This window comes from Thalassoglobus neptunius (assembly GCF_007859735.1).
GTDB classification, from domain to species: domain Bacteria; phylum Planctomycetota; class Planctomycetia; order Planctomycetales; family Planctomycetaceae; genus Thalassoglobus; species Thalassoglobus neptunius.
In genome coordinates, this window is the sequence record NZ_SIHI01000034.1 from 15,209 (window position 1) to 34,918 (window position 19,710).

A 19,710-nucleotide genomic window follows, 5' to 3' on the forward strand; every position below is an offset into this window, starting at 1 on the left:
TACAGGGTTGGATGCGAGGATTCTGCACTCTCTCGTACCAATTCCAAGGTCCTTGCAGACCAATGTTGCGTGAGTTTAATCAGCCAGGATTGCTTTGCCCAGCACACGAATTCAGAATCTCTTCACCAACATCCATTCTTCCATACGTCAGATCTTCATCTCCTGTTTGGCGCACTTTGATGTCTGGGCTGGGAACATTGGCTGAAGTCGTGTTCTGGTCGGAGTCGTTGGAATCCTTTCGGTGCGAGAGTGACTGGACGACAAGTCAGTTGGTATTGTCGCAAACCGTGTCAGTTTGGCGGGTGCAGATCATACTGGAGACTCTGCTGAGGACAGAAGATGAAACTGGCGTTCGGACCAAAAGCTCCTGGGTTTGGTTCATGGGAATGGATTGGTCAGGATCTCATCAATGAACTCGGCCCCGATCATGCGATCGCGTTCGACCAAGAGATCCCATCATGCGATGCAGTGGTCTTCATCAAATTCAAACCACCGCTGCCCTTTCTCAGACACCTCAAACGCTTCGTCAAATTGATTTACTGTCCAGTTGATATCTACGGAAGTGTGGCAGAAATTGATGCCGACTGGGAATCCTTGCGGCTGTTCGATTGCATCGTGAGCCATGCAACGTCTCTCTCGAAATACTTCCGTGCGTATTCGCGAACTACAGTGTTGGATCACCATGTAAAATTCATTACGTCCATGCCGAGTGAGCAAAAATGTTCAGGGCCCATTCTCTGGACTGGCCAAATGGCGAACCTTCCACCCGTTGTGAAGTGGATCAGGCGACATCCGCTCAAGGATGAACTTTGGATACTGACGAACATGGGAGAACGTCAGTTTGTGGCTGCAGATTTTGGATTTGCACTCGCTAACACGGTACGGATTCAGGAATGGACTCCCGAAATCCATTGCGAATGGGCGTCGATTGCCAGACTCGCCATCGACGTCAAAGGACAGGATTTTCGTGCACGACATAAGCCCCCTACCAAAGCGATGGATTCAATTGCATCCGGTCTACCAGTGGCAATGAATCTGGACAGCGGTCCCGCGAAAGATCTGGCTCGACGAGGATTCTCAGTCGTATCTCCGGATGACTGGGAGTCGTGGACCAGTCGCGAGTACTGGGAGACGACCCAGCGCTTCGGGCACTGGCTCAACCAGAATCTGACGCGTTCTCAAATCGCCCGGAAGTTCTTGGAACTCGCGGAATCTCTGTAGCTACCTCCTCAATGAACCATGGAGACTTTTTGCTTCAACAGAGAATCGCTCGTCAGCACGATGACCCATGCACCGATATCATCGCCGACTCAGGCGTCAATAGGAACAGGGCACCGGCTCACAAACTGTGCCTTTGTGACCACCCAGATCACCTCTTCAATATCCTAAATTGACCAGACGGATTCATCTTACACATGCTCTGTTTCACAGCAAAAGGGACGCCAACGAATCCGTTCTCTATGGCGAAAATTTCTTCATAAACCCGAAATCATTTGACTGACAGTTATTTCGGATTATCTGCACAGAAAAACGTATTGAGAACGGTTGATTAATTCAGCTCGTGCCGTATCGTCTTAGTCGTGCGGCTTTTCATCATGGGAAGCGGGTAACCAATGAGCGTTTTCTCTCACGTACCGCTAGCGAGTCAATATGCTCGTGATGGTCGACTTAGTGACGCTGAGCGTCTTCTTCAAAACAAAGAGGGTGGGGAGGAATCTGGCTCCACGCTCATTGCGAACAATCTCAGTGTCATCTACGCGATGTGCGGTGATGTACAGGGGGCTTCTCTGGAGTTGAATCAAGTCTGGGAGGATCATGTCCGGGAGTCTCCCGATTTCGTCGCAGGCTTTCCAGCGGTGCTGGAGAAGAACATCGCCTTCCTTCGTGAGCAGGCGGTTCGTTGTCGCTACAAGGGGACAGAATCTCCCTCTCGAACGCGGACAAAAATTGCCATCGTCAGTCTTTTGTTCAATTGGCCATCGACAGGCGGAGGAGCGGTTCATACCAAAGAATTGGCTGAGTTCCTGACTCGTGAAGGTTACGATGTCCGCCATTTTTATGCAGTTTACGAAGGATGGCGAGTAGGCGAAGTACGAGAAGTGCTGCCCTATCGCTCCGTTCCCTTACGATTTCCAGAGGAGGTGTGGAATGCTGAACAGATTCGCGAAACATTCCGCAACGCCGTGGGAGATTTCGCTCCTGATGCGGTAATCGTCACAGACAGCTGGAATACGAAGCCACTGCTGGCTGAAGCTGTTGCGGACTACCCGTATTATCTGCGGATCGCTGCGCTTGAGTCGATTTGTCCCCTGAACAATGTGAGATTGCTGGTGAATCACGATGGGGTTCCGTGTCAATGTCCCAACAACCAGCTGGTGAATCCTAAAGAGTGTTTGCAATGTGTGAAGGCATTTCGACACCAGTCAGGGAGTCTACATCAGGCGGAGCGTGAACTTGCAGGTTTCTTCCAACCTGAGTATCCCGACAGGCTGCGCCAAGCATTTATGGGAGCGACTGGTGTCTTAGTTGTGAACCCTGCCATTGCACAGCTTGTTCAACCACACAATCAGTCGACATACATCGTTCCAAGTGGATTTAACTCGGCGCGTTTTCCGAGTGATTTAACAGTTTCTCCGCCAGAGCGGTCATTAAAAACAATCCTCTTTGCTGGGCTGAGCAGTGAGTATATCAAAGGGTTTTCCGTACTGGTTGCCGCAGTCAAAATCCTGAGAGAACGCCGCCAGGACTTCGAGTTGTTAGTAACAGATCAACCACCCAGGGGTTGGCAGTCTGCTCAGTCTCCGTGGATTCAGTTTGTCGGTTGGCAGTCTCAGCAAGATCTTCCGCAACTCATTTCGAAGAGTGACATACTGGTGTTTCCGACGGTGGCGCAAGAAGCACTGGGGCGGACAGCGGTCGAGGCCATGGGATGTGGTCGTCCGGTTGTGGCCAGTCGTATTGGAGGATTGGCTTGGGTTATTGAGGACCAAGTCAACGGATTGCTGTGCCATCCCGGAGACTCACTCGATTTGGCACAGAAGCTGGAAACGCTCTTAGATGACGGGAATTTGCGAGTTCAATTGGGGCAGAACGGCAGAGAGAAGTTTCTTAGGGATTTTACTTGGGATAGTATTTTGAAGCGGCACTATTTCCAACTGTTTGGGCCGGCAGTGCGTTCCGCTGCAGATATGGATCACTCTTCAAAAGTTTGCTGAGAGGAATGGAGTTGGCTTGCATGGAGTTGACTCCGTGGACGGAATGAGCCTGGTTGCTCGTCCGTCATCGACATCGTTTCATTCGAGAATGCAGGGAAGATCTGCGTCGAGTCAATCTCTGACGGGATGGTTCAGCGCATGATCACATGACAGTCACCAGAGTGGTTCCAACTCTCCCTTTGTGGAGATAGGAAGTTGAACCGTCCATGAGACGCATTGCGGTCATCTTCGACAATCGGTGTCGACCGGAGACAACAGGACTCTATTGCCGTCGCGCCCTGGGGCAACTGGTTCAGGCAAGACACATCTCCCATGTCGAGCATCTGCTTCCAGACGAGTTGGAGCAGGTTTCACCGGGACAATTCGATCTCTTTCTGTACGTCGACGATGGTTTGCAGCAAGACCTGCGAGACGATCTGCGTCCGGCCGCCTGGTGGGCCATTGACACCCATCTGGGGTTTGAGCGTTGTCTCAAGCTGGCTGAGTCGGCGGATTGGACATTCGCTGCCCAGCGGGATGGTGCGGAGCAGTTACAGGCTCAAGGAGTCAAGCAGGCACGATGGTTGCCTCTGGCATGCGATCCGTCGATCCATGGTCGAAGAGCAACTGCGGAAGAATTTGACTTTGCTTTTGTTGGGCACATTTTCCCCGGACCGCGTCAGGATCTGCTCGAGCGACTGCTACACGAGTTTCCCAGGACGTATGTCGGTCAGAAGTATTTTGAAGAGATGGCTGATGTCTACTCCGCATCCAAAATCGTGTTCAATCGCAGCATCTCCAATGATGTGAACATGCGGGTGTTCGAAGGACTCTGTAGCGGAGCCATGTTACTGACCAACTCACTGCGGGAGAATGGACAGGATGAACTCTTTCAAGAGGGAGTGCACTTCGTCACCTATGCCGGTGAAGACGAATTGATCGACAAGGCACATTACTACCTCCAACACGCGGAAATCCGCCAACGGATCGCGACGGCGGGCCGAGAGGCGGTTCTGCAGGATCACACCTACCGACATCGCATGGAATCTCTCCTGAGGACCGTTTCCAAAGCTCCTCAAGATTCTGCAACTGTACCAAATTACATGCCTCAAAAAGAGATGTCCTATTTCGAATTTTCTCGACCCGATGTCTTGGATCTGATTCCCGTGACGGCGGAGCGAGTCTTGGACATTGGATGCGGTGCCGGGAGACTCGGTCAATCCCTTCAAGCCCGGCAAGCAGCTTCTGTCGTGGGTGTGGAACAGAACCCAGCAGCAGCCCAGGCCGCCATGTCCCGCATTGACCAAGTCCTAATCGGGGATATCTGCTCCGAGGACATCGATTTTGAAGAAGGTGCGTTCGATTGCGTGGTCTGTGCTGACGTCCTGGAACATCTGCGTCACCCGGAAACCGTTCTCCGGAAAGCCCGCAGGTGGCTCGCACCCAATGGTCACCTCATCACAAGTCTACCGAACGTAAGAAACCACACGGTGGTGCGTTCGTTGCTCTCCGGAAACTGGACCTATGAATCGGCCGGTTTGCTCGACGAAGATCATGTCCGGTTCTTCACGAAGCGAGAGATCGAAAAGCTGTTGTTCCGATGCGGGTTTGAGATTGACGAACTGCGCTCGACACCAGGGGATGGGTATGCGGAGTGGGAACGGCAAGGGAAGTCGCCCCAGGTCACCATTGGCCCGTTTCAACTGCAAGCGGGAAGTGTCGAAGAAGCAGAAGAATTTTTCGCTTATCAGTATCTGACGCGAGCCACCGTACGAGCGCAATCGGAACTTCCACTGACATCCATCATTCTCGTGACGCACAACCAGTTGTCCTACACCAAGCAATGTTTGGATTCCATTCGTCTGCGTACTATCGCTCCTTACGAAATCATTGTCGTTGACAATGGATCAAACGATCAGACGGCAGAGTACCTTGGCCATTGCGATGATGTTCGACTCATCTCAAACCGCGAGAATCGAGGGTTTCCTGCGGCAGTCAATCAGGGCATCGCTGCAGCCCAGGGGACACAGGTGCTCCTGCTCAACAATGATACACTGGTCACGACAGGTTGGCTGACCAGAATGCTCGAAGCATTGCACTCACAGGCGGATGTAGGGTTGGTCGGTCCGCTTTCTAACAATGTCAGCGGCGAGCAGCAGGTCAATGTCACCTATGATGACCTGTCGCAACTGGATGGATTCGCGTGGGAGCTGTCGAAACAACAGCACAACCAGCGGGTTACCACGGATCGACTCGTCGGTTTTTGTCTGCTGTTCAAAAGAGAACTGGTCGACCGGATCGGACTGTTCGATGAGCAGTTCGGAATCGGTAATTTTGAGGATGATGACTTTTGTCGCCGCGCTCAAGAATCTGGATACCGCTGCCTGATCGCAACCGATGCTTTCGTGCACCACTTCGGAAGTGTCACGTTCCGGGGAAGCGGTGTCAATTTGAGAGCTCTGTTACAGCAGAATCAAGAGCTGTACCAGCGGAAGTGGAACAGGGAGCGGGGGACCGTCGGAGCGATCTCCGAGAGCGCTGCGAACGATCGAAAGTGTCTGCCGTCGTTGTCCCTCCCGACCAGTGCTCCGTATGCAACCGGCCACCGCGACTTCAACTCCGCATCCACCGAAGCTACTCCGCAACATGAAGACTTCGAACGACATCCACGTCCAGAGTTTCTATGTGACGTCGATGAATCGGAAGCCTTGTTGCTCAAAGAGAATCGCGTGCAGTTGTCTGCCTGTCTGATTGTGCGGAACAACGAATCGACAATTCACCCCTGTCTAGAGTCCCTTGTTCGCTGGGTGGATGAGATTGTTGTAGTCGATACAGGATCGACCGATGCAACGCCCGAAATCTGTCGTGCATACGGAGCCCGAGTTTACCACTGGCCCTGGCGGGATGATTTTGCAGCTGCACGCAATGAATCATTGAAGTATGCCTTCGGCGAATGGATCTTCTGGATGGATTCAGATGACACGCTCCCTTGGGAATGCGGAGAAGAGTTACGACGTCTTGTGGATGGCGAGCATCGCGAGAATGTCCTCGGCTACATCATGCAAGTCCACTGCCCCGGGAGTGAACCGACCGATGTCACGATCGTTGATCACGTCAAACTGATTCGCAATCGCCCGGATCTGAACTTCGAGTTCCGAATTCACGAACAGATTCTTCCAGCGATCCGGAGAGCAGGCGGTGAAGTCGAATGGACCGACATCTACGTTGTCCATTCAGGAGCCACCAAAGACCCGTCAGGTCGCGCCAAAAAACTCGACCGTGATTACAAACTCCTCCACCTGGAACTCCAAGAAAAACCGAATCACCCCTTCACACTGTTTAACCTCGGCATGACATACGCCGACGACGGAAAACACGAACAGGCGATAGCCTATCTTAATCACAGTATTGACCTCTCCAGGACTGAAGAGTCTCACCTCCGAAAAGCGTACTCGTTACTCGTCAGGAGTCTTTCTGCTGTGGACAATCATCGAGAGGCACTTGAGCAATGTGACATTGGCCTGCAGATGTACCAAGGCGATAAAGAGCTGCTCTTCAGGAAGGCAATGCTGTTAAGGGATCTTGGACAACTTGAACGAGCCGTTGATGTCTATCATCAAATTCTCCGGGAGTCGGATGACCGACATTTCCAGAGTGTTGATATTGGAATCGCAGATTTCAAAGCGCGGCACAATCTAGCGGTCATCTATGAAGAACTTGGTACTCTCGAACAAGCTCAAAATGAATGGTGGAATCTTGTCGAAGCTCACCCGGACTATGAGTCAGGCTGGAAAGGACTCGCAATTCTCCTGATTCGAAATCAGGATTATGAGTCCATGCGACAGGTGGTCAATGCACTTTCAGATCGACATTTCGATGTGGAGAATTCGCAATATCGAAATGACGGGCTCAAGGCCATTGCCGCCGTCGTGAAGGCGCGTCTCTCGATGAGCGACGGAGACATGGATCGTGCCCGAAGCCAGCTGGAACACGCTACATCACTCTCCCCTAATGATTGCTGGATTTACAACGAATATTGCCATTTCCTGTTCGGGAACGATCCTGCTGCCGCAGTCGAACATCTTTCAAAACTTGCGTCCATGACGCCAGATGACGGAGCGGTGCTGCACAACTTGGGCGTTGTTTGCATTCAGGTCGGCGAACTCGATCGAGCGATCAGCGCTCTGAAGAAATCACTTAAACTGCGCCCAAATTCCCCGGACACTGAACATCAGCTGAGCCTGGCATGGGAACAAAAAGCTCAGTCTGAACTAGATTCGCTCGATCCAAAGATTTCGAACAGTGAGACCACGACCATATTTTGAGGAGACGTGACATGTCACGGTTTTCAGCGATCCTGACGGAACATGCTATGGCTCCACTCAATCGAGGGCAGCTGGAGCACGCAGACGGCATCGGCGTTGTTGGCACGCCGGGGCGAGGTCCCGCATTCGCCCTTTATCTGGCGATCGACGATCACTTAATTAAAGACGCCCGATTCCAGTGCAACGGCTGTGGGACTCTGGTCGCATGCGGATCAATGCTGACTGAGTCCATACGCGACAAGCACATCGAAGAAATCACCAGTTTTTGGGTGGAGGAGCTGATCCAACTCTTGGGCGGAGTTCCCACTGACAAGACACATTGCCCTGATATGGCACTCAGAGCACTGAACCTGGCGGTTGAGGACTACCAATCTACAAATTCTGAATCGAGGTCAATTTCATGAAGAGTCCAACGACGGGAAAGAAGCTGGAGGAGTGTTCCTACCGATCTGTGACCCGCAGTTCAGACATCTTTTTCTGTCGCCACACCGGAGTGCGGGCAACGGGCGGATTCGTCGAGTCAACCATCTGTGCGAACTGCACGACGAAAGAGACTCCCTGCGAGACTCCTCGTGAGCCGATGAAGAAAACGCTCGGTGGAATGGGTTGGGATGCAGCACGAGCCATCGCTGATTTTGTCTCGGACGGGCTGAGCACTGTGACAAAACAAGTCTACGAAAAACGCATCGCGATCTGCCAAGACTGTGACCGGAGGCAAGGCAATCGTTGTCTGGAATGTGGATGTTTTCTGCAACTGAAAGCAAGAGGACGAGCGTTTCGTTGTCCACTCGGAAAATGGGAACAGATTTCGAGCAAGAAAGATGGCTGACGCTGCCGGTCCTCATCTCACCATCACAACTGACTGCAATACGATGAACTCACACCGCCTGCCAACCTGCAACTATCGCATCGATCGACCGGTTGATGACAGCTATTTCTGTCGTCACCGCGCCGTCAGGGCTGCGGGACGTATTGTCGGCTCTGCAATCTGTGCAGCATGTGAATTGCATTCACAAACATGTGGCGATCCCATTGAACCGCCGTCGCCAACCTCGACGGCAGAAAACAGCAGCTTAAGCGACATCAGGAAGCAACTCCCACAACTTGTGACGATTGGAATCACCGCGTTCAGGCGACCGGAAGCACTTCGACGGTTCGTGGCCTCGATTCGACGTTACTATCCCACGATTCCGATCATCATTGGTGATAACGGAGACCAACCAGTCGAATTTGATGACGAGCATCTCGTCTCTTTGGCATTGCCATTTGATTGCGGCATCTCTGCTGCCAGAAACGCAATCGTCGCGAACTTCGAAACACCTTACCTCCTGATCACCGAAGATGATTTTGAATTCACGTCAGAAACATTGATTGAACGATTCGTCGACGTGCTGGACCAAGATCCCACGATAGGGGCTGTGGGCGGTAGCCTGGAAATCGAAAGTCAACGATGCGATTTCGCGGGCGACTTTGAACTGTTTCGGAGAGAACTTTTTGTCCGTCAACCTGCTCGCTGGCCGCGACACACTTCTCGTGAAACGCACTATCAAATCGTCGATCTTGTCTTCAATTTTGTCCTGGCCCGACGTGAGTTACTGGAGGATCATCTCTGGGATGAGCGGCTCAAAATTTGTGAACATGTCGAGTATTTCTATTCGGTTTGGCGAGCGGCGAATTGGCGTGTCGCGGTCTGTCGATCGGTCACCTGTATTCACCATCAGGATCGGTCGAACGACTACAACCCGTATCGATTCAGACAGAATCTTCGCCAATTGACTCGACTCTGGCTGGATCATCATCACCTGGACAGCATCAAGATCACTCGGGCACGTTCACTCGAATTCAAACTGACTGGTCCTCCGAACATTCTCCTGTTTGGAGTAGGGCATTCCGGGACGTCGATCGTGACCAGGATGATTCAGGACTTAGGCTGGCATGCCGAAGGAAAACCGGGCGATCTTGATGAGGAATTCGCGGAGCACATTCCGATTCGTGATCTCAACACGAAACTGATTCGGCATGGAGAGTTTGACGATCAGGTCGCCAAGAACATTCTAACGACGCTGCCGCGACCCTGGGTCATCAAAGATCCCCGATTTGTACATACCATGACGGCCTGGATGGAATGCTTTGCTGACTATCAGCCATTGTTGGTTTGGTTGGTGAGAGATGTGGAGTCAGTCAAGCAGAGTTTTCGCCGTCGTCAACGCGTCCCGCAGGCCGAACCGATCTCACGTGGCATGACCATTGACGAGTTGATGCGGCAGGCGGAGGCTATTTACAAAGCCTGGCCCTGGCGCAAATTGCGAATCCAGTTCGAAAATATTGGTGAAGCGACTCAGAGGTTCTGTCCTGAGCGAGCATTCAGGAATGATTCCCGCGACTTCACCAACGGGTCATCCGGTCTCTCTAAACCGATGACAAATGATGAAACACAACCACCCACTGGTGGCTTGATCTTCCCCAAGTCCTTGTTTGATGGAGAGTAAACGATGGCAACCAATCCTTCACTACGAACACAGACTCCCGGTTGGGTGAAGATCAGTTTGCCGAGTATCACCATCCCCGGTTGTCCAGACGCAGACATGCTCAAGGGAGATTTTTTGCTGTCATATGTGAGTGCCAAGACGAAGCAGTTTCACTGGAAGGTGACTTTCGAATCAGTTTGCCAGTATCAACAGATGGAATCGAGAGCGTTGCCAAATGAGAATGGAACCTACGACGTAGAAGTCAAACTGCGGGGTGGTCCAGAGGAGCCGGTTTGGGAAGCAAAGCAAATCAGCGACCTGACGACCCCGTTCGAATTGTTGCTGAAAGATCCCAAGAAGCTTTGCGGAAGCTGGCCGAGCGATCTGACTTGGACACCGATTATCACATCCCAGACGACAGGCATGGCACTGGCCAGTCAATCATCGGACATTTCCGTTTCATCCTGTCCCTTGAACATGTGTATGTGTACCGCTCTTAGCAGCTCCTATGTCACAGTCCAAATGACGACTAGCGGCGTGACAGACCTCCTTTGTGGTGGGTGCGACGGTTTTAACGGGACGGAAGATGCAGAAACGAGTGGTTACACGAATGACTGTGACTGGTTCACCGATGGGTTGGAAGCGTGTGGATTCCTTCCTGTGTCGCTAAACTCTTCGATCGAGACTCGTTGTGACAGTGACCCGGAAAAATGTGGTGTGGTCTTCGTTGTGTTTAGTTCGCAAGGAACATATGAGAAGTTAATCCCGTTTGACCAGTATGATCCGACGCAAACGACTTACACTCTCGATCGAGTCTCTGGCGGCCCTTATTACTACTGCGACTTTGAAGATTCGAAGATTAAAATTGAAGGGACGTTGATCAGCCCACTGCCATTTTTGTCCGTGGGAGAGTGCTTGAACAGACCGCCTTGCTTGCCTTCGAATCCAGCTCCAGACACCGATCCACAGAAAAGCTGTTTGGAGCCGCCGGAATGCTGCGGTTGCTCAAGCTGTTGTGGTGGAGTTGGAGGTTGTCAGATCACATGTCCATCTCCTCCGCAACCTGGAGGAGGAGGATGTGGGTCGTCGAGCGCGACGTGCACTCCAAACGTGAATGTGGTGAGTGGATCTGTTGGACTCTCGCTTTTCTCTCCTCCGTCGGACCCCCTCGTCCTACCAGTTCCGATTACGATTTCAGGAGGAAACGTGACCGGTGTCGGGAGCAGAAGTGTCTGTAAAGCTGACGAATGCAATGTCTTCGTAGATCGTTGCGACGGATCTCGTCAACTCTACTACTGTAAAGATAGTTCTGGTTGCTATACACCGCTTGGATCGATTTCCAATAACACTCTCTGCGAAAACGAAGGAGGAGGCTGGACAGAGACTGATTCCGAAAACGGTATCAAGTACATCTACAACAGCGATGGCACGTTGATCGAAGTCATCAACGGCTGTGAAGACAATTGGGACTTCAACTATGGTAGTCCGCTGCAGTTTATCAACCTTCCGGACAATCGTCGCGTCACGTTTTCCTACGACGGGTACGACAATGATCAGCTAACCCGAATTGAAGATCCCTATAATCGAATTGCGACTTTCACGACAGACAGCAATGGGAACATTACTCAATTCATTACTCCGGAACTGTGCACGACCGAGATGCGGTACGATGGAAGCAATCGCCTCTCAACATTGATTGCGCCGGACGGATGTCGGACAAGTTACTCATATATCGATGGGTTGATTCGAACTGTCCAGACTCCTCACAATGAGCGGTACACCTACCTCTATCGAGATTACAATCACTTGGAGATCACGGAACCGAGCGGCAATCTGACCACGGTGCTCTTTGACGGACAGCACAATATTTCAGGCATGATTGATCCACTTGGCCACCGCAGTACCTGGACTTACTCAGGCGGTTATGTCAGTTCGTACGTCGATCCACTCGGAAACACGTCACAACTAACCTATGAGCGGCAAACTGACCATACCGTCAGGCTCACAAAAATCGTGCGTCCAGGGGATGGGACGACAACGCACATCTACAACAGTGGCGGATACCGAACGGCCACGATCAATCCGCTAGGACATCGAACAACCTATCTCTACGACAACGATGATTTCCGGATTGCAATGATTGACCCGCTCGGAAACCGCACGACGACAGTTTACGATGTGTCGAATCGACCTGTTACGACGATTAATCCGCTGGGCAACCGAACGACCAACGTTTACAACTCGTACAATCAAGTGATCGCCTCAGTCGATCCACTCGGAAATCGCACTAGTTTCAGTTACGAGAATGGCCAACGTGTCGTCACTGAAGATCCGCTCAATCGTCGATCAACGGTCCTGTACGATCTCTCCAACCGAATCCTGGCGAATGTCGCTCCCAACGCCGCCAGAACCAGCTACGTTTATGACGCTGGCTGTCGGCGTCAGGCAACGATCGATCCGGCAGGCTATCGCACCAGCAGCATCTACGACTGCGATCGTCTGCTGGCCAATGTTGATGCGTTTGGAAACCGAACCACGTATGCTTATGACTCAAACGGCAACCGCATCCGGATGACCAATCCGCTTGGGGACATTACCACCACCGTCTACGACTCCGCGAATCAACCGATTGCTCTGATCAATCCTCTTGGAGATCGCTCCACGACCGTTTATGACGATAGCGGACGCCCAACTTCCCAAATCAATCCACTCGGCCATCGCTCGACAACCGTCTACACCAGCTCCGGTCGCGTTGCCGCCACAATCAATCCCCTCGGCAACCGCACGACCAACATCTACAACGCCGCGGGACAACAGGTTGCCACGATCAGTCCCCTCGGCAATCGCACGACCACCGTCTTCGATGCGGCCGGTCGCGCAGTGGCGCAAATCAATGCGTTGGGGAATCGGTCAACAACCGTTTACGATGCGGCCAGTCAGGCGACCGGCTCAATCAACCCGCTCGGTAATCGCAGCACCACTGTCTACGATGCCGCCGGGCGAAGTATTTCCTATCTCGATCCACTCTCGAATCGCTCGACGACAACTTACAACGCTGCCAGTCAGGTTGTTGCTCAGACCGATCCGCTCACCAATCGCAGCACGACCGTCTACGACTCGGAAGGCCAAACCGTCGGCACAATCAACGCCCGCGGGTTCCGGAACACCACGGTCTACGACACTGCTGGCCGCACAATTGGGCAGATCAATGCAGTCGGTGATCGCTCGACGACTGTCTATGACAAGAGCCGCGTCGTCGCTTCAATCGATCCACGCGGAAATCGATCGACCAGTATCTATGATGCGGCAGGCCGTACGGTTGCCTCGCAGAATGCTCTCAATGAGCGGTTCACGACGATCTACAACTCCGCTAGTCAGGCGGTCGCTTCGATCGATCCGCTGTTGAATCGGACGACCAGCGTTTACGATGATGCTGGCCGTATGGTTGCTCAGCTCGACTCACTCGGCAACCGCAGCACTTCGGTCTACGACGCTGCCGGTCAGGTCGTCGCCTCCATTGATGCTGAAACCGAACGGACGACGACAGTTTACGATGCACAGTCGCGTCCGGTTGCGGAAATCGATGCACTCGGCAATCGCACGACCACCTCCTACGACGCTATTGGCCAAACACGGGCGCTCGTCGATTCGGATGCCAAACGGTACTCATTCACCTACGACGCCGCCGGTCAGCAGACTCAGCAGATTGACCCGCTCAATCGGCGTACGACATCCGCCTACGACGCTGCTGGACGGCAAACATTACGGATCGACGCCATCGGTGACCGGACAACTTACACATTCAATGCGAACAGTCAGTTGACTGACCGCAAATATCCGGATGGGACCCGAACCACGTTTGCCTACGACGAAGTCGGCAATCGGACGCTCAAAGAGAACGCCTCCGTGTCGGTCACAGTCAGCTACGACGGCATCAACCGGACAGACTCATTGAGCACCGATTACAAGGTGTAACCCTGCGAAGCCAAAAAATGTTGTTCCAAATCGCTTCATCCTTTCGTATCATCTTCTATTGAAGAGGCTATGCCATGGGAACGTCCAAGAAAACCATCAGCTATCAGTACGACTCCGCAGGGAATCGATCGTTGATGATCGATCCGAATGGAGGTCGGACGACGTACAGCTATGATGCCCTCAACCGGATTTCGTCGCTGATCAACCCGCAGGGAGAGCGGACGACGTACGCCTACGACGCCGCTGGTCGTCGAACGGTCAAGAAACTTGCGAACGGGACTCGTGCCTCTTTCACTTACGATGCCGCCAGTCGATTGACAACTCTGGCGAATCTCAAGAGCGACAACAGCGTCATCTCGAAGTTCGACTACCAGTACGACAAGGCAGGCAACCGGACTGCCGCCGCCGAGAACGATGGCAGCCGGGTAACGTACCTGTACGATGCCACCTATCAGCTGACCGGTGAGCACCGAACCGGGACGCCCCCCTACCGCAACACGTTCACCTACGACTCACGCGGCAACCGCACGCTTAAAAACGAAAGTGGCACGCGCACGACCTATACGTACGACAACGCGAATCAGCTTCGCTACTCTCTCGATTCGACCGGCAGGACGACCTATGCGTTTGACGCCAACGGCAATCAGGAGCGTGTGCTCACGCCCACCGGAGACCGTACCACCACAACCTGGGACTACGAGAACAGAACAACGCTCGTTCAACTTCCCAGCGGAATCCGCAACACAATGGCGTACGAGCCGGACGGATTGCGAGTCAAGCTCGAAGAATCAGCAGGTGTAAAGAAGTTCATCTGGGACAACCAGAACTACTTGGCTGAAACCAATGCGACCCATGACACCCAGGTCGTCTACACAAATGAGCCACGTCGATACGGCAATCTCGTCTCCCAGCGACGCAGCGGAGCAACGAGCTTTTACCACTCCGAAGCGCTCGGCTCGACCAGGCAGTTGACTAATTCCTCCGAAACTGTCACCGACACCTACCTCTACGATGCCTGGGGAAATGTGCTGACTTCCACCGGCGCGACGGTCAACCCGTATCAGTGGACTGGTAGCGTAGGATACTACTTCGACTTGGATACCGAGGACTTCTACATCCGTGCACGGACGTATCGTCCAACGACTGCACGGTGGTTGAGCGTTGATCTCATTCGTCGTAGAGCAAACGCTTACCTCTCTACTTACATTTCGCTTGTTGCCGATCCCTCTGGATTAGATCCGCTGTTAGAGGAATACTTTGGACGGCCCGGTGAGAACTGTGCCGATTGCCATCCGAACCCCAATCCACTTCCTTTTGATCCGTCTGTTCTTCTAGAGAATCAGTCCGGACCGAAATGCAGAACAATCACGCTCACTGCAAAGTCGTTTATCGCGGACGTAGTGCAATCAAGGAGCCTGGAAGAAGTCCCATGCAACTTTCCCCCAACTCCTCGAGGAGCGATGGGAAATTGGTTCGACCAATTTGCCATATCGTCTGTGTACATGCCATTCCAAGAGGATCCAAGTACTCCATCTTCGCGCGATCGAGATTTTCGATTATACACGAAACTTGTAGTCAAAATGTGTTGTTGTCCGCTTTCAGCGCAAATCGTCTCGACAGATCAACATGGTGGTATCGAACCCATGGGGTATCAAGGCACCATCAATCTTGACATGACGTCTGTAGAGTGTGATTCCAGAACAAAGTGTTGTACAGTATCATGGCGTGGATACGGTAGACCAGACCCCAGAGTAGAACCTGTATTTCAGAGCGTAGCGCCACGAAGGGCGACAAACATTTGGCATCAACCGGGTGTCGTGTTTTGCTGCAAAGATGGATGGCCTGAACATACTGGTTCGGCTTTTTTCAGAGCGAGTAGTTTCCCTTCTCATCGCGTTTGGTTCAATGACCAGTTGATCATGGACCGCTCTCAAGGTCAACTAGCTGATTTGTGGAAATCAGATTTTCCCGGGCATGGTTGGGAGTTCGTTGGTCGCAGTGGCCACGGTCGATGCGTACCATGATGTCTGGAGGCATAAATGAATGAGTTCACGCAAGCTTCGTACGTGATTGCCTTCGTCTCTGGGATTGTGGCCGCAACATGTTATTGTGGCGAGACTTCTATTGCACAGCGTTTCTGGATTGGAGTTTTCGTATTTTGGAGGTATTGGCTCGTGGGTGGTGGCATTGCGACTATTGCCAATGCTTGGCCAACTGGCATAACTAGCATCCAGGAATTGCTCCGCTTGTTTTTTGCGCCCATTGGAAATGTGATGTGGAGCCTTTCTTCTTTTGCGATTTACTCCATTTTCTCAGGTGTTGTGTCCGTCGTCTTCTCACGCTTTTCACTTCTCACTCGTTGTACACAGTCTAAATCGTTCAATTCTACGGCGAGTGCTAGGGGGATCATCATCGCAATTGCTGGGCTCGTGACTATTCTTGTCTGTTGGAAAATAAGTATGTTTTATCTGCCGGGACAGACATGGCGATGACGCGAGTGTGATTGGAGGGACTTTGTCATGGGACTGTCCAAGAAAATCATCAGCTACCAATACGACTTCGCGGAAAACCGGACGCTCATCATTGATTCGGATGGAGGTCGAACAGCGTACAGCCACAATGCGCTCAAACGGATTTCGTCGCTGATCAATCCGGAGGGAGAGCGAACGACATACGCCTATGACGCTGCCGGTCATCGAACCGCCAAGAAGCTTGCGAACATGGCCTCTTTCCGTTGAGTTACGTAGTAATGGGCAGGTTCGTATCACAATGCTAGATTACGCCTCCAAACTAATATAGGCTACCGGACTAAAAAAAAGGCTCTCGAATGGTAAGTAAATACTGCCTGCTGGCATCAATCGCATTGTGCTTGATTAGCGATTCGGCTCATACGCAAGAGTTGCAACTTGAAACTGACGAAGGGAACATTGCTTCTCACGAAGATGCAGTCGTAGTTTGCTATTGTGGTAATGCGGGATGGCTTGTCAGTCAGCAGAATACAAATTCTTGCCTCAGGCAGCTTCCTCAGTTGGACGAGTTGATCCTCTTCGACAACGTCGTAACTGCACCGGAAATAAAATACATTTCGACACTCAACAAACTCAAGTCGCTGACCATCGGATATTCAGGAAGCCCGGTGTCACTGAACGGTGATTTTTCTCCACTATTGGGACTGAAGAATCTAGAGACACTTGAAATCTGCGTAAACAATTTATCACATCAACAACTCATGACACTCGAAGGAATGAATTCATTGGAGTGCTTATGGATTTGTCCGGCCAATAATGTGTTTGAAGTGACAGACGAGTTTGCGGATTGCTTGATGACGTTTTCGAAACTTGAAGTGCTTCACATCGACTACGCAAATAGCCTTACCAACGATTTCGTAAAACGGATTTCCTCGTTGCAAAGGCTTACGCATCTAGATATTGCTTCAGTTCGATTTTCGGATAGAGCTCTTGAACTTGTCGCGACGATCCCCAATCTTCAGAGTCTGAGGATACGAAGTCCTCAGTTCACGAATCAAGGAATTCATTTTTTAACGGAGTCTGTGACTATCGAATCACTTGACATCGATTCGAATAAGGTTTCCAAGGATATCTTGAAATCTCTAGCTGCAATGAAACAGCTTAAGAAGATTCATCTACCCATTAATGAGATGAGTGCCATAGACTTCAAGTATGTGTCAGAATTGGAGTCTCTTGAGGTTTTGTCGATACCAGACGCTCATTTTCATGATGACGCGTTGGTAGTATTGTCGGGCCATCGTTCGATCCGTGAATTGATCATTGATCGTGCCGACCTCACGAAAGAGTCGCTCCAAGTGTTTGCCTCACTTCCTAATCTTGAAAAAGTCTCTATAAAATCGTCTCAAAAGTAGAGTGACCTGATTGAATCAGTATCTCGGCTAATAGATCAATAAACTACGGTTGGTCAGACTGAGCCTGGCAATCACCAACCGCTCTTTACAAGAGCATTCGTTACTCGAAAGCCATGGTTGTGGTGACTCCCAAGTTAACCGTCAATTGCGAATACGACACTGCCAAGAGTTGATCATAGTTAGTCGATGCGTATGACTTACAGTTGCTATGTCATCAGTCGATCGACGACGCTGGTGAAGAGCAAGCGTGAAAATAAGGGCCTACCCGAGATCGATCTATGAACCTCCACGTCGTATCATGTCTGTTCAACCCTTCCAAGTCGAAAAGGATCATCGACAACTATCGGAGATTCCGCAGGGCGCTCGGAGTTGATGTTCCTGTGAAGGTTGTCGAATTGATTTTCGATGACGATTTACCCATTGATCCGAATGCGATACACGTGCGTGGTCGTCGTGGAGTTCATACGCTGTGGCAGAAGGAGCGGCTACTCAACATCGCAATGAATTCACTCTCGACTGATGTGGATGCCGTCGCATGGCTTGATAGTGATGTCGTGTTGCAGGATGGCTGGTACGATCGAACATGTAGGCTTTTGAAATCGCATCCTATCGTACAGCCTTTCTCGAAAGCGCACTGGCTTGGTCCGGAATGGGAAGTCAAGAAGACATTCGTAAGTTATTGTAGTGATCGGTTTGATCAGTCAAACAAGACCGAATTCCGTCATCCTGGCTTTGCCTGGGCGGCGCGCCGGGAAGTGCTGCCTGATGGGCTATTTGACTTGAATATTGTCGGCGAAGCAGATTCCTGGATGGCTCATACGTTTAGCGGAAAATTGCATATCGTCAGAAAACAGAGATCTCCTCAATTCATATTGGATGCCTGGGAAGAATGGGCTGCTCTCGTTACTCAGCGAGTTCAAGGGAGTATCGGCGCCTGCAAAGATGAGCTGTTGCATCTCTATCACGGAGAGTACGCAGACCGTCAGTACAACAATAGAGGGGTATGGATGGTTCAGGCAAATCTTCAGGCAGATCAAGTCGTCCTCGACAACAGTGGCCTGTACACGATTGTCGGTAACGAGACACTACGTAGAGCAATGATCGACTACTTTCCTGCCAGAAGAGATGGATAGAAGATGTTCCCTTGACATAAAGACTCCAAGTCCAATTTCCGCGAACCATTTGAATAGATTCAGTGATCCGGAGCGTTTCATGATCGATACCTATTGCTGGCAAGCAATTGATCGAATTCCAGGGTACATGTCACGTCTAGAATGCGAATGGCTCGCTGGGATCGCAGCGACAGTCAACTCCTGGACTGAGCTGGGAGCATACTGCGGACGTTCGATGTTGTGTGTCGGTCTGCACCTTCCCAAAAAAGCAACACTGCAGGTGGTCGACATCTCACTTGGAACCGTGTCTCGAGCTGGTCAAACACTATTTACGACATTCGTTGAACTTCGACAAAAAAGGCCTGACCTAAACATAGTTTTAGCCCGAATGGACTCAGTCGCTGCTGCTGAATTGCTGAAAGATAGTGAAGTCGTTTTCGTCGATGCCAATCACAACTACGAAAACGTCGTCAATGACATCACCGCTTGGCGGTCAAAGTGCAGAATTCTCTGTGGCCACGACTGGAACCAAAAAGAGTGGCCCACAGTTGTCAGAGCGGTTCGTAGATGCGTCCCGAACGTTTCCAATCCTACTGGCTCCATCTGGGTCGCCCCCACGACACGGGATCTGCGTTGACAATGTTCACAGCGAAGAATCCAAACTATGGTTGGCAGAAAGACCGAGAGGAACTTCGCACTCTGATGAAGGCAAATTACGGCCTCGAATCCTTGGGTAATGACTCTATGTGTAGCCGC

The 19,710-nt window shown here is 51.5% G+C and carries 12 protein-coding genes; all 12 read left to right on the top strand.

The window, feature by feature from the left end:
- Positions 1–339 precede the first annotated feature (339 nt).
- Entirely contained in the window at positions 340–1,221 is an 882-nt protein-coding gene (locus KOR42_RS21385) for a hypothetical protein (RefSeq protein ID WP_146511874.1), read from the top strand.
- 392 nt (positions 1,222–1,613) lie between these two features.
- Entirely contained in the window at positions 1,614–3,215 is a 1,602-nt protein-coding gene (locus KOR42_RS21390) for a glycosyltransferase family 4 protein (RefSeq protein WP_146511875.1), read from the top strand.
- Between the two features lie 206 nt (positions 3,216–3,421).
- Positions 3,422–7,519: a glycosyltransferase gene (locus KOR42_RS21395; protein WP_146511876.1), complete on the top strand. Its 4,098-nt coding sequence runs from the start codon at positions 3,422–3,424 to the stop codon at positions 7,517–7,519.
- A gap of 11 nt (positions 7,520–7,530) precedes the next feature.
- Entirely contained in the window at positions 7,531–7,923 is a 393-nt protein-coding gene (locus KOR42_RS21400) for an iron-sulfur cluster assembly scaffold protein (RefSeq protein WP_146511877.1), read from the top strand.
- A complete protein-coding gene (locus KOR42_RS21405) occupies positions 7,920–8,348 on the top strand; it encodes a DUF6171 family protein (protein ID WP_146511878.1) in 429 nt (142 codons plus the stop codon). The genes KOR42_RS21400 and KOR42_RS21405 overlap by 4 nt, the downstream gene beginning before the upstream one ends.
- Positions 8,341–10,008, top strand: a complete 1,668-nt coding sequence (locus tag KOR42_RS21410) for a glycosyltransferase (protein ID WP_146511879.1) — start codon at positions 8,341–8,343, stop codon at positions 10,006–10,008. Before KOR42_RS21405 ends, KOR42_RS21410 begins: the two co-directional genes overlap by 8 nt.
- Positions 10,009–10,011: 3 nt before the next feature.
- Positions 10,012–13,962, top strand: a complete 3,951-nt coding sequence (locus tag KOR42_RS21415) for an RHS repeat domain-containing protein (protein WP_146511880.1) — start codon at positions 10,012–10,014, stop codon at positions 13,960–13,962.
- A 74-nt stretch (positions 13,963–14,036) separates the two neighbouring features.
- The gene (locus KOR42_RS21420) at positions 14,037–15,986 is read left to right on the top strand and encodes an RHS repeat domain-containing protein (protein ID WP_146511881.1); all 1,950 of its coding nucleotides are present in this window, start codon (positions 14,037–14,039) and stop codon (positions 15,984–15,986) included.
- A gap of 495 nt (positions 15,987–16,481) precedes the next feature.
- Positions 16,482–16,700: an RHS repeat domain-containing protein gene (locus KOR42_RS21425; RefSeq protein WP_146511882.1), complete on the top strand. Its 219-nt coding sequence runs from the start codon at positions 16,482–16,484 to the stop codon at positions 16,698–16,700.
- Positions 16,701–16,789: 89 nt separating this feature from the next.
- Complete coding sequence (locus KOR42_RS21430) at positions 16,790–17,842, top strand: leucine-rich repeat domain-containing protein (protein ID WP_146511883.1); 1,053 nt, start codon at positions 16,790–16,792, stop codon at positions 17,840–17,842.
- A 278-nt stretch (positions 17,843–18,120) separates the two neighbouring features.
- Entirely contained in the window at positions 18,121–18,975 is an 855-nt protein-coding gene (locus KOR42_RS21435; protein ID WP_146511884.1) for a hypothetical protein, read from the top strand.
- Positions 18,976–19,102: 127 nt separating this feature from the next.
- Positions 19,103–19,591, top strand: a complete 489-nt coding sequence (locus tag KOR42_RS21440; protein WP_197441425.1) for a class I SAM-dependent methyltransferase — start codon at positions 19,103–19,105, stop codon at positions 19,589–19,591.
- The last annotated feature ends 119 nt before the right edge of the window (positions 19,592–19,710 follow it).